Below are 24217 nucleotides of genomic sequence, written 5' to 3' on the forward strand. Positions count from 1 at the left end.
GAAGCGCCGGGTCAGTATATGTCCGGTTTCAGTCGTTCGCGTGCAGGGCAGCGTTCAGTTCGACGCCCGTACCCTTCCACGGCACGACCTCGACGGCACCGGACACCGAGTTCCGACGGAACAGCAGGTTGCTCTTCTCGGTCAGCGTCGCGGCCTTGACGACGGTGCCGTCCGGACCGGTGACCTTCGTGCCCGCCGTGATGTAGAGGCCGGCTTCGACGACACAGTCGTCGCCGAGTGAGATGCCGAGGCCGCTGTTGGCGCCGAGCAGGCAGCTCTTGCCGACCGAGATGACGTTCTTGCCGCCACCGGACAACGTGCCCATGATCGATGCGCCGCCACCGACGTCGGAACCGTCGCCGACGACGACGCCCGCGGAGATACGGCCCTCGACCATCGAGCTACCGAGCGTGCCGGCGTTGAAGTTGACGAAGCCCTCGTGCATGACGGTCGTTCCGCTGGCGAGGTGCGCGCCGAGGCGGACGCGGTCGGCGTCGGCGATTCGGACCCCGGTGGGAACGACGTAGTCGACGAGACGCGGGAACTTGTCGACGCCGTAGACGGTGACGGGTCCGCGTGCACGCAGCTTCGCCCGCAGGGTCTCGAAGCCCTCGACCGCGGCCGGTCCGTGGTTGGTCCATACGACGTTGGCGAGGAAGCCGAACTGTCCGTCGAGGTTGACCCCGTGCGGCTGGACCAGGCGGTGCGAGAGAAGGTGCAGACGCAGGTAGACGTCGTGCGCGTCGACGGGTGCGTCGTCGACGGACGCGATGGTGGTGCGGACTGCGACGACGTCGACGCCGCGCGCGGTGTCCGGTCCGACCAGGTCGGCGAACTCGGCCGGAATGTCGGATCCTTCGAGGCGGACGGTGCCCGTTTCGCCGAATTCACCGAGCTCGGGGCTCGGGTACCAGGTGTCGAGGACGACGCCACCGGTGGTGATGTTGGCAATGCCGATTGCAGATGCTCCCTGTGCGCTCACGGGAAACAAGGATACGGCCCCGGCATTTAAGGTGGACGGATGAGTTCGCACCCCGCGTTGGATCTGCACGCCGACCCGATCGACCTGACCGCCGCACTCGTCGACATACCGAGTGTCTCGCAGGACGAATCGATCATCGCCGACGCGGTCGAGGCGGCTCTGCGGGCGCAGACCACCGGTTTCGAGATCGTCCGCAGCGGAAACGCGGTGTTGGCACGGACCGATCGCGGGCTGCCCAGCCGCGTCATGCTGGCCGGTCACCTCGACACGGTGCCCATCGCGGACAACGTGCCGAGCACACGCGAGCGGGACAGCGCCGAGGGCGACGTCATCCACGGCTGCGGAACGGTCGACATGAAGTCGGGCGACGCGGTGTTCCTTCATCTCGCCGCGACGATCGACGACCCCGCGCACGACCTCACGCTCGTCTTCTACGACTGCGAAGAGATCGCGGCGTCGTACAACGGGCTCGGGCGTATCGAGCGTGAGATGCCCGAATGGCTGCAGGCGGACGTCGCGATTCTCGGTGAGCCGACGGGCGGATTCATCGAAGCGGGGTGTCAGGGGACTCTGCGTATCCGGTTGTCGGCCAGCGGAACTCGGGCGCACAGTGCACGATCCTGGTTGGGCGACAACGCCATTCACAAGTTCGGTGCCGTCCTCAATCGCCTCGCGTCGTATCAGGCGCGCGAGGTCGACATCGACGGATGCGTCTATCGCGAGGGGCTGCAGGCGGTCCGGATCTCCGGTGGTGTCGCGGGCAACGTGGTGCCCGACGCGGCCGAACTCGACGTCAACTTCCGATTCGCGCCCGACCGTAGCGTCGACCAGGCGATCGAGCACGTGCGCGAGGTCGTCGAGGGTGTGGATCTGGGATTCGAGGTCACCGACGCGTCGGCGGGTGCGTTGCCCGGTCTCGGCGCGCCAGCCGCCGCGGCGTTGATCGACGCTGCGGGAGGCCAGTTCAGGGCCAAGTACGGATGGACCGACGTGTCCCGGTTCTCGGCACTGGGCATCCCCGCGGTCAACTACGGACCGGGCGACCCCAACCTCGCGCACAAACGCGACGAGCGCGTTCCCGTCGAGCAGATCACGCACGTCGCGACCGTCCTCCGGAGCTATCTGACGTCCCGTTAGCCTGGACGCCATGGAACCGGAACCGACCACGCACAAGGGGCCCGTCGTACTGCGTCGCAGGCGCAACACCGAGACGTCGACGTCGGATCAGCGTCTGCTCGACCAGCGTGGGACGGGAGCCTGGATCCACACCGACACCTGGCGCGTCCTGCGGATTCAGAGCGAGTTCGTCGAGGGCTTCGAGGCACTGGCCGAGGTGCCGAAGGCGGTCACCGTGTTCGGGTCCGCCCGGACGCCGCGCGAGCATCCGGAGTACGAGCGTGCGCGGGCTCTCGGATCCGCGCTCGCCGAAGCCGGGTTCGCGATCGTCACCGGTGGCGGTCCAGGCGTCATGGAAGGCGCGAACCGCGGTGCGAGCGCGGCGAAGGGCTACTCGATCGGCCTCGGTATCGAGCTGCCGTTCGAGCAGGGCCTCAACGAGTGGGTCGACCTGGGCATCAACTTCCGCTACTTCTTCGTGCGCAAGACGATGTTCGTCAAGTACTCGCAGGCCTTCGTCTGTCTCCCAGGCGGTTTCGGAACACTCGACGAACTGTTCGAGGCGCTCACGCTCGTCCAGACGGGCAAGGTCACACGCTTCCCGATCATCCTGCTCGGCACGGACTTCTGGTCCGGGCTGCTCGACTGGATCAAGAACACCCTCGTCACCGAGGGCAAGGTGTCACCCGGTGACGTCGACCTGATCCATTGCACCGACAGTGTCGACGAGGCCGTGCGCATCGTCATCGAATCGCAGAAGGACGCAACGACAGGAGAAAGCTGGTGAACGGCGAGGCGCTCCGGGTGTGCGTCTACTGCGCATCGGGGCCGGTCGAGCAGAAATTCATCGACCTCGCGCGCGAGCTCGGCACCGAGATCGGCCGTCGTGGTTGGCAGCTGGTGTCCGGGGGCGGAAACGTGTCCATGATGGGGGCGGTTGCCGAATCCGCCCGTGCAGCAGGCGCTTTCACGCTCGGAGTCATTCCGAAGGCGCTCGTGCATCGCGAGGTGGCCGACGTCGACGCCGACGAACTGGTCGTCACGGACACGATGCGCGAACGCAAGAAGGTCATGGAGGATCGCGCCGACGCGTTCATCACGCTGCCCGGGGGTATTGGGACGCTGGAGGAGTTGTTCGAAACCTGGACCGCCGGGTACCTGGGTATGCACGACAAACCGGTCGTGTTGCTCGATCCGGGCGATCACTACGCCGGGTTGCTGGCGTGGATCGACGGCCTGTCCACCACCGGCTTCGTTCAGCAGAGGGCGTTGGACGCGCTGATCAGGACGACGTCGGTGACGGAAGCGCTCGACGCCTGTGCGTCGGCCCGTCCAGAGGTTACTCTGGAGTAGGGTAAGAAAGATCACAACGTCATAAAAGGGGAGTCAATGGCTGTCGATGCTCGTCAGAAGATCGGTGTCACCGACCTCGCGATCGCATTGCCGAAGATGGTGACTGAGGTCCCGAGTCTGCTGAGGGGGCTCGCCGGTTTCACCCGCAAGCCCACCCACAAGGCATCGATCGGCCAGGTCTTCCAGGATGTCGCAGCGAAGCGCGGCAGCCACCCCTTCGTACGTTTCGAGGGAGAGTCGACGTCGTACGCCGACGCCAACGCGCTCGTCAATCGCTACGCGCACGTGTTCGCCGACCGAGGCGTCGGGCGCGGTGACGTCGTCGGCATCCTCAGCAAGAACCGTCCCGAGGCGCTGTTCGCCGCGCTGGCAGCCGTCAAACTGGGCGCAACTGCGGGCATGCTCAACTACAACCAGCGCGGCGACGTCCTCGAGCACAGCCTCGGGATTCTCGAATCGAAGGTTCTCGTACTCGACGAGAACGCACAGGAAGCGCTCGACTCGCTCGACTCTCCGCCGGACGTGCTGCCTCTGGAGGAACTCACCGAACTCGCGAAGAACGCCTCGGACCGGAACCCTCCTGTGACGGCCGAGATCCAGGCGAAGGAGAAGGCGTTCTACATCTTCACCTCCGGCACCACGGGCATGCCCAAGGCCAGCCTGATGAGTCACTTCCGCTGGCTCAAGTCGATGTCCGGTCTGGGCAACATGGGTGTCCGGCTGCGCGGCGACGACGTCATCTACTGCTGCCTGCCGCTCTATCACAACAATGCGCTGACGGTGACGCTGTCGTCGGTGCTCGCGGGCGGCGCGACGATGGCGATCGGACGGCAGTTCTCCGTCAGCAACTTCTGGGACGACGTCGAGGCCAACAAGGCCACGGCGTTCACCTACATCGGCGAGCTGTGCCGGTACCTGCTGACGCAGCCGAAGAAATCCACGGATCGCGACAACACGGTCAAGCTCGTCGTCGGAAACGGTCTGCGGCCGGAGATCTGGGAAGAGTTCACCGAGCGGTTCGGCATCGAGCGCGTCGCCGAGTTCTACGGTGCCAGCGAGTGCAACATCGCGTTCGTCAACGCGCTCAACATGAAGAAGACCGCGGGGGTCTGCCCGCTGCCGTATGCCGTCGTCGAGTACGACGACGAGAGCGGTAAGGCCAAGCGCGGCAGCAACGGCAAGCTGAAGCGCGTCGGGACCGGCGAGGTCGGGCTGCTGCTGTCGAAGGTCACCGACCGGGCGCCGTTCGACGGCTACTCCGACGACGAAGCGTCCGAGAAGAAGCTCGTGCGCGACGGCTTCAAGGACGGCGATACGTGGTTCGACACCGGTGACCTCGTGCGTAAGCAGGGGTGGTTGCACGTCGCGTTCGTCGACCGCCTCGGTGACACCTTCCGATGGAAGGGTGAGAACGTCGCGACGACGCAGGTCGAAGGTGCCCTCGGCACGCACAAGGCGGTCGACGGTGCCGTCGTCTACGGCGTCGACATCGACGGTGCCGACGGCAAGGCGGGTATGGCTGCGGTGACGCTGCGCGACGGCGAGACGTTCGACGGCAAGGCCGTGGCCCAGCATCTGTACGACAAGCTCCCGAGCTACGCGGTACCGCTGTTCGTGCGGGTCGTCGATACCTTGGAGCAGACCTCGACGTTCAAGAGCCAGAAGGTCGCGCTGCGCAAGCTCGGTTACGGCGACGACCCGGACAGCGAGCTGTACGTACTGCGAGGTAAGTCCGGCGGTTACGACAAGGCGTACGACGGCTACGTCGACGAGGTTGCAGCAGGCAAGGCGCCGAAAGGTTAGCGTGCCAGACTTGGCATCATGAGCACACTCTGCGGCAAGCCGGTGGCCGACGATCGCGCGTTGGTCATGGCCATCGTCAACCGCACCCCCGACTCGTTCTACGACCAGGGTGCCAACTTCACCGACGACGCCGCGATGGCGTCGGTGCATCGTGCGGTCGCAGAGGGTGCCGACATGATCGACGTCGGCGGCGTCAAGGCGGGACCGGGAACGGTCGTCGACGCGGCCGAGGAGATCAGGCGCGTCGTGCCGTTCGTCGAAGCGATTCGCGACGAGTATCCGGACCTGCTCGTCAGCGTCGACACGTGGCGCAGCGAGGTCGCACGGCTCGCCTGTGCGGCAGGTGCGGACATGATCAACGACACGTGGGCAGGGGCCGATCCCGACCTCGTCGGGGTGGCCGCGTCGGAAGGCGTCGGCATCGTCTGCTCGCACACGGGCGGTGCCGAACCGCGGACCAGGCCGCACCGCGTCCGCTACACCGATGTCGTCGCGGACGTCGTCGCCGAGGTGACCGCGGCGGCCGAGAAAGCCGTCGCAGCCGGCGTCGCGAAGGACGCGATCCTGATCGATCCGACCCACGATTTCGGAAAAAACACGTTCCACGGGCTCGAGTTGTTGCGTCGATTGGACGTTCTTGTAAACACCGGATGGCCAGTGCTCATGGCGCTGAGCAACAAGGATTTCATCGGGGAGACTCTGGGTGTAGAACTCGTCGACCGGTTGGAGGGAACATTGGCAGCGACAGCATGGGCCGCAGCAGGCGGCGCTCGAATGTTCCGGGTGCACGAGGTTGCGTCGACCAGAAGAGTCGTCGACATGGTGGCGGCGATCCAGGGAACGAGAAGTCCCGTACGAACCGTCAGGGGGCTCGCATGACCCTTGCCGAACCGACGTCGGTGACGACGGCGTGGAACGACACGAACAGCTGGGACGAACCCTCCTGGTCGCTCGCCGAACTCGAAGCGGCCAAAGCAGGACGGACCGTCTCGGTCGTACTGCCTGCGCTGAACGAGGAGGAGACGGTCGCGGCCGTCGTCGACACCATCCATCCGCTTCTGGGCGGACTGGTCGACGAGCTGATCGTCCTCGACTCCGGATCCACCGATGCCACCGCCGAACGTGCGACGGCCGCGGGCGCACGCGTCATCAGCCGCGAGGAAGCCATCCCCGGGCTCGATCCGGTGAAGGGCAAAGGCGAGGTCCTGTGGCGTTCCGTCGCAGCGTCGACGGGCGACATCATCGCGTTCGTCGATTCCGACCTCATCAATCCCGATCCGGCGTTCGTGCCGAAACTCCTCGGGCCGTTGCTCACGGGCGACGGGATCCATCTCGTGAAGGGCTACTACCGACGGCCGCTGCGGACGAGCGGCTCCGAGGACGCCAACGGCGGTGGACGCGTCACCGAACTCGTCGCGCGACCGCTGCTGGCCGCGCTGCGACCGGAACTGACGGGCGTGATCCAGCCGCTCGGCGGCGAATACGCGGGCACCCGCGAACTGTTGTCCGCGGTGCCGTTCGCGCCGGGCTACGGCGTCGAGATCGGTTTGCTGCTCGACACGTACGACCGGCTCGGGTTGAACGCGATCGGCCAGGTCAATCTCGGTGTGCGCAAACACCGTAATCGGCCGCTCGTCGAACTGGGGGCGATGAGCCGTCAGATCGTCGGCACGATGCTCGGCCGGTGCGGAATGGTCGATTCCGGTGCCGGGTTGATGCAGTTCCGCGCCGAGGGCGACTCGTTCGTTCCCTTCTCGACCGAGGTGTCGTTGACGGACAGGCCTCCCATCAACACGCTGTGAGAACATCGAGCAATGCTGACGCTCCTGCTCTACGTCGTCATCATTGCCGTGATCGCAGCCGTGCTCTTCTTCGTGGCCAGTGCTGTGTTCGGACGTGGTGAGGAACTCGCACCGCTCCCCGAGGGCACGACGGCGACGGTGCTTCCCGCCGAGGACGTCACCGGCGACGACGTCCGGGCGCTGAAGTTCCAGCAGACGCTGCGCGGCTACAAGCCGAGCGAAGTCGACTGGGCGCTCGACCGATTGAGCGCCGAGATCGACCGGCTGCGGTCCGAGCTCGCTGCCGTCGCAGAAGCGAGTGACGAATGACGGCTGTCGCCGGGCCCGACGGGAAGCTTCGTTGCCCGTGGGGCGCCGGGTCCGACGCGTTGTACCGCGACTACCACGACGACGAGTGGGGCAAGCCGGTCCACGGCACGAGCGCGCTGTACGAGCGTCTGTGTCTGGAAGCGTTCCAGTCCGGACTGTCGTGGATCACAATTCTGCGGAAGCGAGAGGCTTTTCGATCCGCGTTCGCCGGATTCGATCCCGAGAAGGTCGCGACTTTCGGTGCCGACGACGTCGAACGGCTCATGGGCGACGCCGGAATCGTGCGCAACCGAGCGAAGATCGAGGCGGCCGTCGTCAACGCACGCGTCGTGCTCGACCTGGAGGGAACCGACCTGGACACGCTGTTGTGGTCGTTCGCGCCGCAGCCCCGGGCGCAGCGACTCGACCACGTGACGGATGTGCCAGCGGTGACCGAGGAGTCGACCGCGATGGCGAAGGAACTCAAACGCCGGGGGCTGAAATTCTTCGGTCCGACCACGGCGTATGCGTTGATGCAGGCCACCGGAATGGTGGACGATCACCTGTCCGGCTGTTGGGTGAAGCCCACTAATACCGACTCCAGTTCCCGGTACGGGCCGCGATAGGGAAGAATAGGCAGCAAGAACCTTTTCCGCCACGAGGCGGGAACATCTTTACAGGCCGACGCGCATGCAGTGTGGCGCAGATGTGGAGGGAGCAGAGGATGGCGGCGATGAAGCCCCGGACCGGGGACGGTCCCCTCGAAGCAACCAAAGAAGGACGGGGGATCGTGATGAGGGTGCCGCTCGAGGGCGGTGGACGGCTCGTCGTCGAACTCACCCCGGACGAGGCTGCGGCATTGGGAGAAGAACTGAAGGGCGTCACCGGTTAACTTCTCGTCTGTTTCTGCGCCAAGCCCCGCTCGCCGATCAGGCGGGCGGGGCTTCGTGATGTGCTGGAGGCTTCGTGCTCGCTGATGTGATCGACCTGTTGATCTGCCCGCTGTGCGGATCCGACCTCGACCTCGGTGACGACGACAAGTTCCTGCTGTGCGACCGCGGGCACACGTTCGACGTCGCACGTCAGGGGTACGTCAGCCTGCAGTCCGGCGGCGCCGGGAAGATCACCGGTGACTCCGCCGACATGATCGCCGCACGCGCGGATTTCCTCGACGCGGGTCATTTCGCGCCGATCGCGGACGCGGTTTCCCAGGCCGTCGGATCCGTCGGATCCGTCGGCACGGTCCTCGAGGTCGGTGCAGGGACGGGGCACTACCTCGCCGCCGTTCTCGACGCAGCCGACGGCGCGCGGGGCATCGGTGTCGACGTGTCCAAGGCAGCGGCGAGACGCGTCGCACGCGCGCACCCGAGACTCGGATCGATCGTCGCCGACGTGTGGCAGGGCCTGCCCGTACGTGACGGGTCCGTCGACGCTGTGACGTGTGTCTTCTCGCCGCGTAACGCGTCCGAGCTACGACGTGTCCTCACACCCGAGGGGGTATTGGTCGTCGTCACGCCCACGGAACGACATCAACGCGAACTCACGGCCACCGTCGGTCTCATCGGCGTCGACGAGGACAAGGCCCGCAGACTCGGTGATTCGCTCGCAGGCAAGTTCGAGGCAGTCGAACGCGACGTCGTCGAATACGCGGTGCAGTTGGATCACGACGCCGTCGAGGCCTTCGTCGCGATGGGCCCGTCCGCCCGCCACACCACCCCGGCGGCGCGACGGGCGTCCATCGAGTCGATGCCCGAGCCCGTCCACGTCACCGTGTCGGTGACGGTCGGAACCTACCGGGCCGTGTGACCCCGAGGGCTCGCTAACCGCGTCGGGCCAGAGCTGCCTGATAGACCTCGACGGTCTGCTGCGCGATGGCAGCCCAGGAGAATTCGGCGACGGCCCGCTCACGGCCCGCCTTGCCCATCGCGGTCGCCGTCGCCGGGTCGAGAGCGACCTCGTTGACCGTCGTCGCCAGGGCCCGCTCGAACGCCTGCGGTTCGTACGAGTTGTAGTGCACCAGTCTGCCGGTGACACCGTCGTTCACGACCTCAGGAATGCCGCCGACATCGGACGCGACGACGGCCGTCTCCGCCGCCATCGCTTCGAGATTCACGATGCCGAGCGGCTCGTACACCGACGGGCACACGAAAACGTCTGCTGCCGAGAGGATTTCACGGATCTTCTCGGTGGGTAGCATGTCGCGGACCCAGAACACGCCGGATCGTTTCGCGGCCAGTTCCGCCACTGCGCGCTCGGTCTCGGCCGCGATCTCGGGAGTGTCGGGCGCGCCCGCGCACAGTACGAGCTGGATCGAGGGGTCGAAGTCGTGGGCTGCGGCGACGAGATGTCCGACGCCCTTCTGACGGGTGATGCGTCCGACGAACGCGACCATCGGCCGGGTCGGATCCACGCCGATGGCCTCCAGCGCGGAGTCCTGTGGATCGGCGGCAGGGCCTGCGTGCCAGCGCTCGGTGTCGATTCCGTTGCGCACCACGTGAACTCGGCTGGGATCGAGGCGCGGGTACGAGTCGAGCACGTCCTTGGCCATGCCCTCGCTGACGGCGATGACGGCGTCGGCGTACTCGACCGCGTTCTTCTCCGACCACGACGAGATTCTGTAGCCGCCGCCGAGTTGTTCGGCCTTCCACGGGCGTCGCGGCTCGAGCGAGTGGGCCGTCAGAATGTGTGGGACGCCGTAGAGTTCGGCGGCGAGGTGCCCGGCGAGACCGGAATACCAGGTGTGTGAATGCACGACGTCGGCGCCCGCGGCCGCATTCGCCATCCGCAGCTCGGCCGACAGCGTCGTGAGCGCCGGATTGGCGCCGGCGAGCGCCGGGTCGGGGTCGTGCACCTGCGCGGTGTCACGCGGCGCGCCCATGCAGTGGATGTCCACCTCGCACAGGGCTTTCAGCTGTGCCGACAGCTCGGTCACATGAACACCTGCCCCGCCGTAGACCTCAGGCGGATATTCCCTCGTCATCATTGCCACGCGCACACCGCTAAACCTACATTCCCGCCGCGACACGCGTGTACTGCTAGCAAGGTTCACCCGGTGCGGATAGGTTGGCAATGTGAGGACACAACCGCACGTACTAGGGATCGTGCTTGCAGGCGGTGAGGGTAAGCGGCTTTACCCGATGACCGCGGATCGAGCCAAGCCGGCCGTCCCGTTCGGCGGCGCATATCGACTGATCGACTTCGTTCTGAGCAATCTCGTCAACGCCGGTTACCTCCGGCTCTGCGTGCTGACCCAGTACAAGTCTCACTCGCTGGACCGGCACATCTCGCAGACCTGGCGCCTGTCCGGGTTCGCGGGGGAGTACATCACTCCCGTGCCCGCCCAGCAGCGACTCGGTCCGCGCTGGTACACGGGAAGCGCAGACGCGATCTTCCAGTCACTGAATCTCGTCTACGACGAAGACCCCGAATACATCGTGGTGTTCGGCGCCGATCACGTCTACCGCATGGACCCGGAACAGATGGTGCAGCAGCACATCGAGTCCGGAGCGGGCGTCACCGTCGCCGGAATTCGCGTTCCGCGCAGTGAGGCGTTCGCGTTCGGCTGCATCGACAGCGACAGCAGCGGCAAGATCACCCAGTTCCTGGAGAAGCCGGCGCACCCACCCGGCACGCCCGACGACCCCAACATGACGTTCGCTTCGATGGGCAACTACGTGTTCACGACGAAAGTGCTCGTCGACGCCATCAAAGCCGACTCGGAGAACTCCGATTCCGACCACGACATGGGCGGCGACATCATCCCCGCGCTCGTCGAGGCAGGTGTCGCGTCGGTGTACGACTTCAACGACAACGTCGTCCCCGGCGCCACCGAACGCGACCGCGGCTACTGGCGCGACGTCGGAACCATCGACGCCTTCTACGACGCGCACATGGATCTGGTGTCCGTGCACCCGATCTTCAACCTGTACAACCGCCGCTGGCCCATCCGCGGTGCCGCCGAGAACCTCCCGCCCGCCAAGTTCGTGCAGGGCGGGCTCGCGCAGGAATCCGTCGTCGGCGCGGGATGCATCCTGTCGGCCGCGACCGTGCGCAATTCGGTCCTGTCGTCGAACGTCATGATCGACAGCGGCGCCACCGTCGAAGGCAGCGTGCTGATGCCCGGTGTGAAGATCGGCAAGGGCGCCGTCGTCCGACGCGCGATCCTCGATAAGAACGTCGTCGTCGGCGACGGGGAGATCATCGGCGTCGACATCGAGCGCGACAAGGAGCGCTTCAACGTCTCCGCAGGTGGGGTCGTGTCCGTCGGCAAGGGCGTGTGGATCTAGGCGCCTTCGGCGCAGCCGCCTAGCTGCGCGAGGCGCAAATGAGCCCGTCGCCGAGGGGGAGCAGCACAGTCGTGAGTCGCTCGTCCTCGGCGATCGCTCGTGCGGCGGCCCGCACGGCCACGGTCGTCGCGTCGCGCTGAGCGCCGTCGGCGACGCGTCCGTTCAGAAGTGCGTTGTGCAGCACCAGAACTCCGCCCGGGCGCAGTAGCCGGACGCTTTCCTGCACGAAATGGAGTTGGTCGACGGGACTTGCGTCGATGAAGACGAGGTCGTACGCGTCGTCGGCGAGCCGCGGCAGGACGTCGAGTGCCCAGCCGTTGATCAAGCGTGTACGTGACGGTGCGATCCCACCTGCGCGGAACGCTTCACGCGCGGCGCGCTGGTGTTCGGGTTCGGTGTCGATGGTGGTCAGAACGCCGTCCTCGCGCATGCCGTCGAGCAGCCAGAGGCCGGAGATGCCGGCGCCCGTGCCGATCTCGACGACGGTCTTGGCGCTCAACATCTGGGTGAAGATGCTCAGGATCGCTCCGACGGACGGTGCGACGGGTGCGGCTCCCAACTCCTCGGCCCGTTCTCGGGCTGCGACGAGTACCTCGTCCTCCTGAACGGAATCCTCGGCATAGGCAAGAAGCTTCTCGGCGTTTGTCGGCACATTTCGAGGTTAGCGTGACCAGGGACGGAACCGGTGGAGTGACCCGGCGTACCAGGCCCCCAGGTTTCTCAGCGGCGCCTCAGGTTATTCATACGACTCCCACACCCCGGTGGGAGAAGCTACTCGTGATCGCTTGATCGAGAAGACCGACAACGGGAACAAATGCGACGGCGCCGACAGTTGAACGCGGCAGGAGCAGGACCCCCGACTTAGGTCCTGAGCAGGAGGATCCACCATCTACACAGTCAACGGAGACCGAGACATGACTCGGTTGCCCGACGCCGTCGCAGACGAGGCGGCGGACGCCACCGGCACCGCAGTGTTCGACGCCACGGGCGAGGAATCTTCCATGCCGTCGTGGGACGAGCTCGTGCGCGAGCACGGCGATCGGGTGTACCGCTTGGCGTACCGGCTGTCCGGCAACGCCCAGGACGCCGAGGATCTGACGCAGGACACCTTCATCCGTGTCTTCCGATCGCTGTCCAACTACCAGCCGGGCACGTTCGAGGGCTGGCTGCACCGCATCACGACCAACCTGTTCCTCGACATGGTCCGCCGTCGCAACCGCATCCGCATGGAAGCTTTGCCCGAGGATTACGACAGGGTGCCGTCGGACGTTCCCAATCCCGAGCAGATCTATCACGACGCTCGCCTCGACCCCGATCTGCAGTCTGCGCTCGACTCGTTGGCGCCTGAATTCCGTGCCGCCATCGTCCTGTGTGACATCGAAGGACTGTCCTACGAGGAGATCGGTGCAACACTGGGAGTGAAGCTCGGTACGGTTCGAAGCAGGATCCACCGAGGACGTGCGGCACTACGCGAGTACCTTCGAGTGAACGGAAAGGCCGACTCGGCTCACGCCAGTGCCCAGTAGCTATCAGGAGGGTTGGATGACGCAGGCCCGCAAGCCACGGCAGTTCAGCTCCACCGAGCATCTGGCCAGCGAGGCGATCGCCGCGTTCGTCGACGGCGAATTGCGGATGAGCGCGTACCTGCGCGCCGCGCACCACATCACCGAGTGCGAAGAATGTGCCGCCGAGGTCGATGCTCAGCAGCAGGCCCGAACCGCGCTTCGCGGTTCCGGTGATCTGTCGATGCCGCACTCGTTGCTCGGTCTGCTCAGCCAGATCCCGATGTGCGAGCCGACCGACAAGAAAGACGCTCTGGAACGCCGAAAGCGGGCGATCGTCACGTCGGTGGTCGGAATTCGTCGGCGCCGTCGGTAGCCTGGACGATCGTGACCGACGCGAGCACGCACACCGATCCCGAAGCGCCCCGACTTCCACCGCGGCCCGTGCACCGGCCGGAGGTCGACAGTGCATCCGCTGCCGCTTTCTCTCGTCCTCGTGACGTCACGGGTTCGTTCACGCCGGTCGCCCGTAGGTCCGAGCCGTCGCCGTCGATGTCGGTGCGTACACCCGACCCGGTCCTGGCCGAGGCGTTCGGCCGTCCCGCCGATGCGACGTCCTCCTTCCAGCGCGATCCCGACGCGTCGTCGACCGTCGTCGACACCGAGCCCGAACCCGAGGATCCGTGGCGCGATCCGCATTCGGCCGTCCGTCTCGGCGCAGCCGGTGCGCAGACGCCGACACCAGCCGAGGTGCCGGTCGGTCCGAAGCTCGGTGTGCGCGAAGTCTTGTTCGGAGAACGCGTCGCACCGAAGGCGCTGGTCGTACTCGGGGTGATTGCGCTGGGAATCGGGCTGGTCGGCGGCCTGATCGGCCGCGAGACCGCCGAGGTCACCGGAGCGCTGACCAGCCAGAAGGTCAACTTGACGCAGTCGTCCGGTGAGGATCTGCCGCCGGGACAGGTCGCCAGGGTCGCCGACGCGGTTCTGCCGTCCGTCGTGTCCATTCAGGTCACGCTCGGCGAGAACGCGGGCACCGGATCGGGCGTCGTCATCGACGGTGCCGGCTACATCGTCACCAACAACCACGTCATCTCGATGGCCGCGACCAACTCGGACAATGCCACGCTGCAGGTCACGTTCTCCGACGGCACCAAGGTTCCGGCGCAGATCGTCGGACGCGACACCAAGACCGATCTCGCGGTGCTGAAGACCGACGTCGGCAACCTGACCGTCGCCGAACTCGGAAGTTCGGCGGACGTCCGAGTCGGTGAAGACGTCGTCGCCGTCGGTTCCCCGCTCGGTCTGAACAAGACCGTCACGCGTGGCATCGTTTCCGCGCTCGATCGGCCGGTGCGGTTGTCCGGTGAGGGCACCGACACCGATGCGGTCATCGACGCCGTTCAGACCGACGCCGCGATCAACCCGGGTAACTCGGGTGGGCCGCTGATCGACGCCGAGGGACGCGTCATCGGCATCAACTCGGCGATTCGCAGCGAGAGCGGCGGCTCGGTGGGTCTGGGCTTCGCGATCCCGATCGACGACGTCACCGAGGTCGCACAGTCTCTTATCCGCACCGGCGAGATGAAGCATCCGGACATCGGCATCAACGCGCGTTCGGTCGTCAACGACGCCACCTCCGGCGCCGAGGTGGCCAACGTGCGCTCGGGCGGACCGGCGCAGCAGGCGGGAATCGTCGAGGGCGACGTCATCACGAAGGTCGGCGATCGTGCCGTCACCAGCGCCGACGAATTGGTCGTCGCAGTGCAGGCCAGCGAGATCGGTCAGGCGACGCCCGTGCAGTTAGTGCGGTCGGGACGTCTCGTCGACGTCACCGTCACGCCGATTTCGGACTGAACACGTAAGCTGGGCCCGTGTTCGGCAACATCGGCTGGGGAGAGCTCGTCATTCTCCTGGTAGCAGCTCTCGTCATCCTCGGTCCCGACCGGCTTCCCGGTGCCATCACCTGGGTCACCAAGACCATGCGTCAGGTGAAGGAGTACGCCAACGGCGCGAGCCAACAGCTCAAGGACGAGCTCGGCACCGATTTCGAGGATCTGCGCAAGCCGTTGGCCGACCTCAATCAGCTTCGCGGGATGACGCCACGCGCTGTCATCACCAAGCACCTGCTCGACGGTGACGACTCGATCTTCACCGGCAACTTCGACGCGAAGAAGCCGGGAACCAACGGCTCGGGTTCGTCGCCGAAGCCGTCGCTCGAGAAGAAGCTCCCACCCGGCCAGACGCCGCCGATCGACGCCGACGCCACCTGATTTCGCCGGCATCGATGGTCCGTGGCGCCCGTCTATCGGATGCCACGGACCATTGATGCGGGTTGGGCACCCCCGCTACAGCACCTTGTTCAGGAAGTCCTGAGTACGAGAGTGCTGCGGGTTCCCGAAGATCTGCTCGGGCGTTCCCTCCTCGACGATGACGCCGTCGGCCATGAAGATGACACGGTCGGACACCTCGCGGGCGAAGCCCATCTCGTGGGTCACGACGACCATCGTCATGCCGCCCTTCGCCAAGTCGCGCAGCACCTGTAGTACCTCGCCGACCATCTCGGGGTCGAGCGCGGATGTCGCCTCGTCGAACAGCATGATCGACGGGCTCATCGCGAGCGCACGTGCGATCGCGACGCGCTGCTTCTGCCCACCGGACAGGTTCGCCGGCCGGTAGTGCGCGCGGTCGGACAGGCCGACCTGATCGAGCAGCTTCAGCGCCGTTTCCCTTGCCTCGGCCTTCGACTGCCGCTTCGTCTCGACAGGAGCGAGCATCACGTTCTCGAGTGCCGTCATGTGCGGGAACAGATTGAAGTGCTGGAACACCATGCCGATGTGCTGGCGAACCTTGTCGAGGTCGACCTTCTTGTCGGTGAGGTCGTAGCCGTCGACGACGACCGTGCCCGACGTGATGTCCTCGAGTTTGTTGAGGCACCGTAGAAACGTGCTCTTGCCGGAGCCCGAAGGGCCGATGACACAGACGACTTCACCGGACGCGACGTCGGTGTCGATTCCCTTCAGAACCTGGTTGTCGCCGAACGCCTTGTGCAGATCCTTGACGGCGATCTTGACGCCGGCCTTCTCGTCGACCGTCATTTGTTGATCCTCTTCTCGATGCGATTGCTCAACTTGGTGAGCGCCATGATGATGATGAAGTACAGGACGCCGATGATCAGCCACATGTTGAACGACTGGAAGTTTCGGGCGATGATGATGCGTCCGGTCTGAGTCAGCTCGGCGAGGCCGATGACCGACAGGATCGACGTGTCCTTCAGCGTGATGACGAACTGATTGATGTACGACGGAATCATCGTCCGAATTGCTTGCGGCATCACGACTTTCCGCATCGACTTCAGGTAGCTGATGCCGAGGCTGCGCGACGCTTCCATCTGGCCCTTGTCGACGGACAGGATGCCGCCGCGCACGATCTCGGCCATGTAGGCGCCTGCGTTGAGCGACAACGTGATGATGCCTGCCGTGAACGCCGACATCTGGAAGTCGAGCGCTGCCGGGATGCCGAAGTAGATGAAGAACGCCTGCACCAGAAGCGGAGTGCCGCGGAAGATGTCGACGTAGGTGGTGCCGATACCGCGCAGCACGATGTTGGTCGAGACACGGAACAGGCCGAAGATCGCACCGAGTACGAGGGCGATCGCGATCGAGATCACGGTGAGCAGAATCGTCAGCCACAGACCTTCGAGCAGCAACTTCCATGTGCTCTTGATCAGCCCGATGATCGAGTTGTCGTCGGTGCTGGCGTCGGAATTGAGGTACGTGTCGAGAATGTCGTCGTACTGTCCGCTCGCCTTCAGGTTCGCGAGGCCGGTGTTGAACTGCTGAAGAAGCTCCGGGTTCTGACCCTTCGCGACGGCGAATCCGTAGCTGGCGCCCGGCTCCTTCTCGGTGACGGTCTTGAATCCGTTGCCCTGCTTGATGCCGTACGCGAGAACGGGGTAGTCCTCGAACACCGCAGCCGAATTACCGGTGCGCACCTCGTCGAACATCGACGACGAATCCGCGAAGTAGCGTGTGGTGAAACCGTACTGGTCCTTGATGGACTCGGCGAACGTCGCACCCTCGGTGCCGTTCTTGACCGCGACGGTCTTACCGCGCAGATCCTCGTAGGACGTCACCGAATCGTCGCTGTCGAGAACGCCCATCTGGACGCCGGATTCGAAGTACGGATCGGAGAAGTCGAACGTTGCCTTGCGCGCGTCCGTGATGGACATACCGGCGATCATGCCGTCGAACTGTCCACCGGTGACGCCCTGTAGTGCCGCGTCGAAGCCGACGGCGTCGACGCTGTAGGTGAAGCCCTGGTCCTCGGAGATGGCTTTCAGTAGATCCATGTCGATGCCGACGAGATTGCCGCTCTCGTCCTGGAACTCGAACGGCGCGAACGTCACGTCGGTGGCGATGGTGTAGTTCTGGCCCGGCGGGGGAGCCGGTTGCGCCGACGCGATCGAGGGAGCGAGAACCGATCCCAGCATGAGGGTAAACAGGACGAAGGCCGCGGCGATGACGCCGCGGCCCTTCGTGTGCGGGATTTTCATGCCTGCCACTCTTCATCCAACAGCGGCTCTCAGGCAAGTCTCAGGTTGCGACGCGAGTCACACGCCCGATCTACAGATGCCGAGTCGTGTCGATTCCCAGAGACATTCCGACGAGTCCGCGTTCACGCACCGCGAGCTTCTGTGCGACCGATTCGAGCGCTTGCGCGGCAGGTGTTTCCGGAGCGGCGAGCACGATCGGCGTTCCCGCGTCGCCGCCTTCTCGAACCGCGGTGTCCAGCGGAATCTGGCCCAGCAGAGGGACTTTCGCGCCCACGGCCTTCGTCAGGCGATCCGAGACGTCCTGTCCGCCACCGGATCCGAAGATGTCCATGCGCGTACCGTCGGGAAGTTCGAGCCACGACATGTTCTCGACGACGCCCGCGATGCGCTGACGGGTCTGCAGCGCAATCGCGCCCGCGCGCTCGGCCACCTCGGCGGCAGCCTGCTGCGGCGTCGTGACGACCAGAATTTCCGCGCCGGGGATCAACTGCGCGACCGAGATCGCGATGTCACCGGTGCCGGGCGGCAGATCGAGGAGCAGGACGTCGAGGTCGCCCCAGAAGACGTCGGCGAGAAACTGCTGAAGCGCACGGTGCAGCATCGGTCCGCGCCAGACGACAGGAGTGTTGCCCTGGGTGAACTGCGCGATCGAGATGAACTTCACGTCGTGCGCCTGCGGAGGCATGATCATCTTCTCGACCTGCGTCGGCTTCGCGTCGTTGCCGAGCATGCGCGGCACCGAGTGGCCGTAGATGTCCGCGTCGAGCACGCCGACCGACAGGCCGCGCTTCGCGAGCGCCGCGGCGAGATTGACCGTCACCGACGACTTTCCGACGCCACCCTTGCCCGACGCGACCGCGTACACGCGCGTCAGCGAGCCCGGTTGCGCGAACGGGATGACGGGTTCGGCGGAGTCGCCACGCAGAGACTTGCGCAGTTCGGTGCGCTGCTCGTCGCTCATGACGTCGAGTTCGACGGTGATCGTGCCGACCCCGGCGACGTCGGCGACGGCCTTCGTGACGCGGTCGCTGATCTCGGTGCGCATCGGGCACCCGGCGGTGGTCAGGTAGATCCCCACCTCGACGGCGCCGCCGTCACCGATCGTGACGCTCTTGACCATTCCGAGGTCGGTGATCGGTTTGCGAATTTCCGGATCGACGACCTTCGTGAGTGCGCCGCGAACGTCGGATTCCGTCAGAACTGCCATTTCTCCATGCTATGCGGACCGAAAGTGTCAGTGGATGCGGGGGAGTTGGTCCGACGTCGGGACGATGCCCGTCTGGTATCCGGCGGACCACGCGAGCACGTTGGCGACGTAGGCCATCGAGTTGTTGTACCGCAGAATCGCCGTGGTGGTCTGGCCCAGATCGCGCAGGTTCAGGTCGCCGTCGCACAGGTACTTGCCGGTGGCGAGGGCCGCATCGAACAGGTTCTGCGGATCGGAGATGCCGTCGCCGTTGCCGTCGGCGTGGTAGTGGTTCCACGTCTCGGGCAAGAACTGCATGGGTCCGACCGCGCGGTCGTAGTGGGGATCGCCGTCGAGGGCTCCGCCGTCGGTGTCCGGGATGACGTTGTTGCCGGCGAGGGTGCCGTCGAGGCGGGGCCCGAGGATCGGCTCGAGAAGTTCGCCGAGATCGTCGGCCTTGCCGTTGTTGGCGTGCGTGGACTCGACGCGGCCGATGCCCGCGATGATGGTCCAGCTGATTCCGCAGCCCGGCTGCTCGGTCGCGAGGATCCTCTCGGCGTTCTTGTACGCCGAGACGTTGACCGTCGGGATCGCGATCGGGCTGGCTGCGAGGTTCGTGGGCAGCTCGGGTGTCGGTGCCACCTCGGGCTCGGGAGCAGGCGCTGGAGCGGCTACTTCCTGCGCGACGGGAGCCTCGGCCGCGGCGACCGGCTGTGCGTCGGTCTGTTCCGCAAGGGGCTCGGGGGTCTCGACGACCGGTTCGGCGCTCTGCTGCGACGCCGACGTCATGAACGGGATGTGCTCGGCCGCACCCGCCGACGTGGCGGCGGTGACGAGCCCGGCGGGGACCAGTCCTGTCAGAGCAATCACCGAGTTCCGGCGGGCTTTGGAATTCGATGCTTTTCTGTGACGTCCCACGCCTCGTAACCTCCAAATTGCCCGGCTTCTTCGGGCCTCCGTAACTGAACCGGAGTCGAGGCTACCTGATTCGAGACGTTTCCGTTACCTCGCTGTTATCAAGGCGCGGGGGCCGTGCACGAAACGAGACATGGCAAGGGTGGCAGAGGGGGAAGTGCGAACGGAAACAGGGCTGGCGGCGGCGGCGTGTCGGGCACCGGCGCGGGGATGGTCGACGGCGAAGTGCGGTACTCCTCCACCGGCGCGCCGGACGCGGGCGCGCTCGGAATGTGGGTCACCGATTCGCCGTCCAGCAAGTACGCCTGTGACCACGCGAGCACGTCCGCGACAAAGACCGGTGAGTTGCCGTAGCGCAGAAGTGCCGCGGTCAGGTCTGCCGGGTCGGACAGGTCGAGCCCGCCCGCACACAGATACCGGCCTGCCGCGAGGGTGGCGTCGTAGATGTTGTTCGGGTCCTTGTCTCCGTCGTCGTTGCCGTCGGAGCTGTACCGCGCCCACGTCGACGGAATGAACTGCATCGGCCCGACGGCCCGCTCGTGTCGTGGGTCGCCGCCCCGAACGGGTCCGACGATGCGCGTGACCGTGGTGCCGTCGGCGTCGATCTGGCCGCCGTACGCGTGACCGGACTCGACCTGCCCGATCCCGGCGAGCAGGTACCACGGCAGGTGGCAGGACGGGTTCTCCGATGCCAGCGCGGCTTCGGCGTTGGAATAGGCCACCGCTACCGATTCCGGAACGCTCGGCGGGTCGACGGGGCCCGGTTCCGGGTCGGGCTCGTCGGGTTCCTCCGGAACGAATATGGTGAGCGTGCGATCGGGTTTCGGACTCGGCGCGGTCAGGCCGGGAACCGTGTCCGCGAGGGGGAGTGGGGCCGGCGAGACCACGGGGACGGGCTGTTCGACGACGCCGACCGACGCCGATACCGCCGCGGCGCCCACTGCGCCCACGACGACCGCGCACAGCACGGGAGAGCTCGCTCGTCTGCGAATTCTCCCCCGGGTCCGCATAAGTGATACACGTTACAGTTCGGGGTGTTCTCCCAGGATGGATTCCGCCGATTGGCTCTGCCGCGCCTTCTTGCGTGACTTCTTCGACGTCGTCGCCTGGCCGTCGAGGCCTTCGAGCATTTCGCGGATCTCGTCGAGTTCGCGACGCAGGTAGTCGCGCGTCGCGACCTCGCCGACGGCGATGCGCAGTGACGCGAGTTCGCGCGCAAGGAATTCGGTGTCCGCCTTGGTCTGCTGAGCGCGAGCCCGGTCCTCCTCGAGCGACACGCGGTCACGGTCGTCCTGACGGTTCTGCGCCAGCAGAATCAGCGGTGCCGCGTAGGCGGCCTGCGTCGAGAACGCGAGGTTCAACAGGATGAACGGATAGGGGTCCCACTGCAGACTGACTGCGGCGACGTTCAGGAAGATCCAGACCACGACGACGATCGTCTGGATGGCCAGGTAACGACCGGTACCGAGGAACCGGGCGGCGCGTTCACCCGAACTGCCGAGATCGACGTCGAGATGCCAGTTGAAGAACCGCGACCCCTGCGGGGTGTCCATCCGGGCGCGTGCGGATTCCTTCATTGACCTGCCACCTCCTGATCTCGCCAGTCCTCCGGGAGGAGGTGATCGAGTACGTCGTCGACCGTGACGGCCCCGACCAGATGATCCTCGTCGTCGACGACGGGGCCGCAGACGAGGTTGTACGTCGCGAAATATCGCGTGACGGCCGTCAGGCTGTCCTCCGGCGACAGCCGCGGCAGAGCCTTGTCGATGACGCCGCCGACCAGACTGGCAGGGGGCTCACGGAGCAACTGCTGCAGGTGCACACATCCGAGGTACGCGCCGGTGGGCGTCGCCGTCGGCGGTCGCACCACGAACACGAGCGACGACAGCGCAGGCGTCAGGTCCGGGTTGCGCACCCGGGCGAGGGCCTCGGCAACCGTCGTCGACGCCGACAGCACGACCGGCTCCGGAGTCATCAGACCGCCTGCGGTGTCGGGGGAGTGCTCGAGCAGACGGCGGACCGGAGCGGAATCCTCGGGGTCCATCAAGCGCAGCAACGATTCGGCTTCGGGTTCGGGAAGCTCGCCGAGGAGGTCGGCGGCGTCGTCCGGGTCCATCGCCTCGAGCACATCCGCGCCGCGCTCGCTGCCGAGGTAGTGCATCATCTCGACCTGGTCGTCGTCGGGCAGCTCCTGGACGACGTCGGCGAGACGCTCGTCGTCCAGCGCCAACGCCACCTCCATCCGTCGCTTCACCGGGAGTTCGCGCATCGCGTTGGCGACGTCGGCGGCACGGAGATCCTCGAACTGCATCAGCAACTGTGCGACGCCCTGGCCCGGCAGCGACAGTGCGTTCTGCGTCAGACCCTGCACGTGCTGCCAGTCGACGACGTGCATCGACCCGCGTCGCGCGAGCCTGCCGCGCAGGCGTCGGACCGCGACACGGGCGACGAGCCAGTCACGGGTACGGGTCAGTTCGATGCCGAGATCGACGACGACGGAATCGGTGTCGTGCAGTTCTTCGAGTTCGGGATCGTCGACGCGCACCTTCGAGTCGAGAATCTGCGCGAACACCAGAATCTCGTTCGCGCGCTGCGAGAATCGCCGCAGACTGACGTTTCCCGTGGTGAGTTGCACCGAGTTCGGCTCGATGCTCGTCACGCGCAGCATGGGCACGAAAATTCTTCGGCGCGTGGCAAGTTCGACGACGAGGCCGAGCACGCGCGGTTGCGCGCGTCCCAGTCTCATCGTGACCACGAGATCGCGGACGCGGCCGATCGATTCACCGTCCGGTCCGAGTACCACCAGACCTGCGAGCCTGGCCGCGAATACCTTGCTCAGTGCTGCCATGATGGCAAGGTTAGAGCGTTGAAGGACCAACCAGAGAATCGAAGGAGTCCAGCGGAGATGAGTTCGCCTGAAAGCGGTCGTTCTCGGCGCTCGGTCCTCGCCGTGCCCGGCAGTTCCGCGAAGATGATCGAGAAGGCGAAAGGCTTGCCCGCCGACGAGATCTTCCTCGATCTGGAGGACGCCGTCGCGCCGATCGCCAAGGCGGAGGCACGCGGACGCATCGTCGACGCGCTCAACTCCGACGGGTGGGGCAACCAGATCAAGGTCGTGCGCGTCAACGACTGGACGACGCCGTGGACGCACCTGGACGTCGTCGACGTCGTGTCCGGTGCAGGCGCCAACCTCGACGCCGTTCTGCTGCCGAAGGTCGAGACGGCGTCGCACGTGCAGGCGCTCGATCTGCTGTTGACTCAGGTGGAGAAGAACGCCGGACTCGAGGTCGGCGCGATCGGCATCGAGCCGCAGATCGAGAGCGCGACGAGTCTGCGCAACATCGACGAGATCGCCACGGCCAGCCCGCGGGTACAGACGTTGGTGTTCGGTCCCGCCGACATGATGGCGAGCGTCAACATGCGCACGCTCGTCGTCGGGGAGCAGCCCGAGGGGTACGACACCGGCGACGCCTACCACCACATCCTGATGACCATTCTTCTCGCGGCCCGCACGCACGGTCTGCAGGCCATCGACGGGCCCTACCTGCAGATCCGCGACGTCGACGCGTTCCGACGCGCGGCCGGCCGCACCGCGGGCCTCGGCTTCGACGGCAAGTGGGTGCTGCATCCGACGCAGATCGACGCCGCCAACGAGATCTTCAGTCCGCGCCAGGCCGACTTCGACAAAGCCGAGGAGATTCTCGAGGCCTACGAGTACTCGACGTCCGACGCCGGCGGCGCCCGCGGCGCCGTCATGCTCGGCGACGAGATGATCGACGAAGCCAGCCGCAAGATGGCTCTCGTCGTCTCGGCCAAGGGGCGCGCCGCCGGAATGACACGCAGTGAGGGTGCGAACCGGACATCGGGGGCACAATAGGGGGCATGACGAACCCACTTTCGCAGCCGGGCCGCGGTGGCCAAGGGCTTCCGACGCCGCCGTCGGGCTGGCCGATCGGTTCCTATCCGACGTACGCAGAAGCACAGAAGGCCGTCGACTACCTGTCCGATCAAGAGTTCTCCGTGCAGGACGTGACCATCGTCGGCGTCGACCTGATGCAGGTCGAGCGGGTTCTCGGACGCCTCACATGGCCCAAAGTCATTGGCGGAGGGATCGTTTCGGGCGCGTGGCTCGGAGTCTTCCTCGGTCTGGTGTTGGGGATCTTCACGAACGGCAACATTCTCGGCGCGCTCGTCATCGGCATCGTCGGCGGCATCATCTTCGGTCTGATCTCCACTGCGATCCCGTACGCGGCGACCAAGGGGCAACGGGATTTCGCGTCGAGCATGCAGTTGGTGGCCGGTCGTTACGACGTTCTCTGCGAACCGAAGAGCGCCGAAAAGGCCCGCGACATGCTCGCGAAGCTGTCGCTGTAACTGGGCGTTGTTACGGAATAGTCCCAATTTCGCCTCGAGCACCCTCGGTTCGGTTACG

27 protein-coding genes are annotated in these 24217 nt (G+C 65.8%); 17 read left to right on the top strand and 10 right to left on the bottom strand.

The genetic code is table 11. The features are described 5' to 3' along the window. Positions 1 to 28 precede the first annotated feature (28 nt). Positions 29 to 982 (bottom strand): 2,3,4,5-tetrahydropyridine-2,6-dicarboxylate N-succinyltransferase, encoded by a 954-nt coding sequence (dapD, locus tag A3K89_RS16730; protein ID WP_068428007.1) that lies wholly within the window; start codon positions 980 to 982, stop codon positions 29 to 31. Between the two features lie 39 nt (positions 983 to 1021). Between dapD and dapE the strand changes: the two genes are divergently transcribed. The 10 genes from dapE to A3K89_RS16780 all read left to right on the top strand — a co-directional run bounded on the left by dapE (position 1022) and on the right by A3K89_RS16780 (position 9150). After that, positions 1022 to 2119 (top strand): succinyl-diaminopimelate desuccinylase, encoded by a 1098-nt coding sequence (gene dapE, locus A3K89_RS16735; protein WP_068428012.1) that lies wholly within the window; start codon positions 1022 to 1024, stop codon positions 2117 to 2119. A gap of 10 nt (positions 2120 to 2129) precedes the next feature. Beyond that, complete coding sequence (locus A3K89_RS16740) at positions 2130 to 2885, top strand: TIGR00730 family Rossman fold protein (RefSeq protein WP_068428015.1); 756 nt, start codon at positions 2130 to 2132, stop codon at positions 2883 to 2885. Further along, positions 2882 to 3451: a TIGR00730 family Rossman fold protein gene (locus A3K89_RS16745; protein WP_114328440.1), complete on the top strand. Its 570-nt coding sequence runs from the start codon at positions 2882 to 2884 to the stop codon at positions 3449 to 3451. The genes A3K89_RS16740 and A3K89_RS16745 overlap by 4 nt, the downstream gene beginning before the upstream one ends. 36 nt (positions 3452 to 3487) lie before the next feature. Beyond that, positions 3488 to 5254, top strand: a complete 1767-nt coding sequence (locus A3K89_RS16750; RefSeq protein ID WP_068428018.1) for a long-chain-acyl-CoA synthetase — start codon at positions 3488 to 3490, stop codon at positions 5252 to 5254. An 18-nt stretch (positions 5255 to 5272) separates the two neighbouring features. Then, positions 5273 to 6133 carry a dihydropteroate synthase gene (gene folP / locus A3K89_RS16755; RefSeq protein WP_068428020.1) on the top strand — a complete coding sequence of 287 codons (861 nt, stop codon included), beginning with the start codon at positions 5273 to 5275 and terminating at the stop codon, positions 6131 to 6133. After that, complete coding sequence (locus A3K89_RS16760) at positions 6130 to 7056, top strand: glucosyl-3-phosphoglycerate synthase (protein ID WP_068428022.1); 927 nt, start codon at positions 6130 to 6132, stop codon at positions 7054 to 7056. Before folP ends, A3K89_RS16760 begins: the two co-directional genes overlap by 4 nt. A 12-nt stretch (positions 7057 to 7068) precedes the next feature. Continuing rightward, on the top strand, positions 7069 to 7365 hold the full coding sequence (locus A3K89_RS16765) for a DivIVA domain-containing protein (protein ID WP_068428025.1): 297 nt from the start codon (positions 7069 to 7071) through the stop codon (positions 7363 to 7365). Next, complete coding sequence (locus A3K89_RS16770) at positions 7362 to 7970, top strand: DNA-3-methyladenine glycosylase I (RefSeq protein WP_068428028.1); 609 nt, start codon at positions 7362 to 7364, stop codon at positions 7968 to 7970. The genes A3K89_RS16765 and A3K89_RS16770 overlap by 4 nt, the downstream gene beginning before the upstream one ends. Before the next feature lie 98 nt (positions 7971 to 8068). Then, complete coding sequence (locus A3K89_RS16775; protein WP_068369835.1) at positions 8069 to 8236, top strand: DUF3117 domain-containing protein; 168 nt, start codon at positions 8069 to 8071, stop codon at positions 8234 to 8236. Between the two features lie 74 nt (positions 8237 to 8310). Then, positions 8311 to 9150 carry a methyltransferase domain-containing protein gene (locus tag A3K89_RS16780; RefSeq protein ID WP_068428031.1) on the top strand — a complete coding sequence of 280 codons (840 nt, stop codon included), beginning with the start codon at positions 8311 to 8313 and terminating at the stop codon, positions 9148 to 9150. Positions 9151 to 9163: 13 nt separating this feature from the next. Here the strand turns inward: A3K89_RS16780 and glgA are convergent, their stop codons facing one another. Beyond that, positions 9164 to 10339 (bottom strand): glycogen synthase, encoded by a 1176-nt coding sequence (gene glgA, locus A3K89_RS16785; RefSeq protein WP_068428037.1) that lies wholly within the window; start codon positions 10337 to 10339, stop codon positions 9164 to 9166. Between the two features lie 76 nt (positions 10340 to 10415). On the opposite strand from glgA, the gene glgC reads away from it, so the two are divergent. Further along, the gene (gene glgC / locus A3K89_RS16790; RefSeq protein ID WP_068428040.1) at positions 10416 to 11630 is read left to right on the top strand and encodes a glucose-1-phosphate adenylyltransferase; all 1215 of its coding nucleotides are present in this window, start codon (positions 10416 to 10418) and stop codon (positions 11628 to 11630) included. 19 nt (positions 11631 to 11649) lie between these two features. On the opposite strand, the gene A3K89_RS16795 is transcribed toward glgC, so the two are convergent. After that, the gene (locus A3K89_RS16795) at positions 11650 to 12282 is read right to left on the bottom strand and encodes an O-methyltransferase (RefSeq protein WP_068428043.1); all 633 of its coding nucleotides are present in this window, start codon (positions 12280 to 12282) and stop codon (positions 11650 to 11652) included. Between the two features lie 262 nt (positions 12283 to 12544). Here A3K89_RS16795 and sigE point away from each other — a divergent pair, with 262 nt between their 5' ends. Genes sigE through tatB form a run of 4 tightly spaced genes read left to right on the top strand, consistent with a single transcriptional unit; the run spans position 12545 to position 15402 of the window. Next, positions 12545 to 13156, top strand: a complete 612-nt coding sequence (gene sigE, locus A3K89_RS16800; RefSeq protein ID WP_068428046.1) for an RNA polymerase sigma factor SigE — start codon at positions 12545 to 12547, stop codon at positions 13154 to 13156. Between the two features lie 16 nt (positions 13157 to 13172). After that, entirely contained in the window at positions 13173 to 13508 is a 336-nt protein-coding gene (locus tag A3K89_RS16805; protein ID WP_068429034.1) for a hypothetical protein, read from the top strand. An 11-nt stretch (positions 13509 to 13519) separates the two neighbouring features. Continuing rightward, a complete protein-coding gene (locus tag A3K89_RS16810) occupies positions 13520 to 14986 on the top strand; it encodes a S1C family serine protease (RefSeq protein ID WP_254303560.1) in 1467 nt (488 codons plus the stop codon). A gap of 17 nt (positions 14987 to 15003) precedes the next feature. Further along, on the top strand, positions 15004 to 15402 hold the full coding sequence (tatB, locus tag A3K89_RS16815) for a Sec-independent protein translocase protein TatB (RefSeq protein ID WP_068428049.1): 399 nt from the start codon (positions 15004 to 15006) through the stop codon (positions 15400 to 15402). 75 nt (positions 15403 to 15477) lie between these two features. On the opposite strand, the gene A3K89_RS16820 is transcribed toward tatB, so the two are convergent. The 7 genes from A3K89_RS16820 to A3K89_RS16850 all read right to left on the bottom strand — a co-directional run bounded on the left by A3K89_RS16820 (position 15478) and on the right by A3K89_RS16850 (position 22633). Next, entirely contained in the window at positions 15478 to 16227 is a 750-nt protein-coding gene (locus A3K89_RS16820) for an amino acid ABC transporter ATP-binding protein (RefSeq protein ID WP_068428051.1), read from the bottom strand. Continuing rightward, positions 16224 to 17621, bottom strand: a complete 1398-nt coding sequence (locus A3K89_RS16825) for an amino acid ABC transporter substrate-binding protein/permease (RefSeq protein ID WP_240930828.1) — start codon at positions 17619 to 17621, stop codon at positions 16224 to 16226. The genes A3K89_RS16820 and A3K89_RS16825 overlap by 4 nt, the downstream gene beginning before the upstream one ends. A gap of 133 nt (positions 17622 to 17754) precedes the next feature. Then, positions 17755 to 18891, bottom strand: a complete 1137-nt coding sequence (locus A3K89_RS16830; RefSeq protein WP_068428057.1) for an Mrp/NBP35 family ATP-binding protein — start codon at positions 18889 to 18891, stop codon at positions 17755 to 17757. Between the two features lie 27 nt (positions 18892 to 18918). After that, on the bottom strand, positions 18919 to 19788 hold the full coding sequence (locus A3K89_RS16835) for a lytic transglycosylase domain-containing protein (RefSeq protein ID WP_068428060.1): 870 nt from the start codon (positions 19786 to 19788) through the stop codon (positions 18919 to 18921). Between the two features lie 98 nt (positions 19789 to 19886). Beyond that, on the bottom strand, positions 19887 to 20753 hold the full coding sequence (locus A3K89_RS16840) for a lytic transglycosylase domain-containing protein (protein ID WP_254303561.1): 867 nt from the start codon (positions 20751 to 20753) through the stop codon (positions 19887 to 19889). A 54-nt stretch (positions 20754 to 20807) separates the two neighbouring features. Continuing rightward, entirely contained in the window at positions 20808 to 21362 is a 555-nt protein-coding gene (locus tag A3K89_RS16845) for a DUF1003 domain-containing protein (protein WP_068428066.1), read from the bottom strand. Beyond that, the gene (locus A3K89_RS16850) at positions 21359 to 22633 is read right to left on the bottom strand and encodes a magnesium transporter MgtE N-terminal domain-containing protein (protein ID WP_068428069.1); all 1275 of its coding nucleotides are present in this window, start codon (positions 22631 to 22633) and stop codon (positions 21359 to 21361) included. Before A3K89_RS16850 ends, A3K89_RS16845 begins: the two co-directional genes overlap by 4 nt. Positions 22634 to 22690: 57 nt before the next feature. Here A3K89_RS16850 and A3K89_RS16855 point away from each other — a divergent pair, with 57 nt between their 5' ends. Together A3K89_RS16855 and A3K89_RS16860 are read left to right on the top strand one after the other, a co-directional pair. Continuing rightward, entirely contained in the window at positions 22691 to 23662 is a 972-nt protein-coding gene (locus A3K89_RS16855; RefSeq protein WP_068428072.1) for an HpcH/HpaI aldolase/citrate lyase family protein, read from the top strand. A 5-nt stretch (positions 23663 to 23667) separates the two neighbouring features. Then, entirely contained in the window at positions 23668 to 24159 is a 492-nt protein-coding gene (locus tag A3K89_RS16860; protein WP_068428075.1) for a general stress protein, read from the top strand. Positions 24160 to 24217: the final 58 nt, after the last annotated feature.

This window comes from Rhodococcoides kyotonense (assembly GCF_001645385.1).
Taxonomy (GTDB): domain Bacteria; phylum Actinomycetota; class Actinomycetes; order Mycobacteriales; family Mycobacteriaceae; genus Rhodococcoides; species Rhodococcoides kyotonensis_B.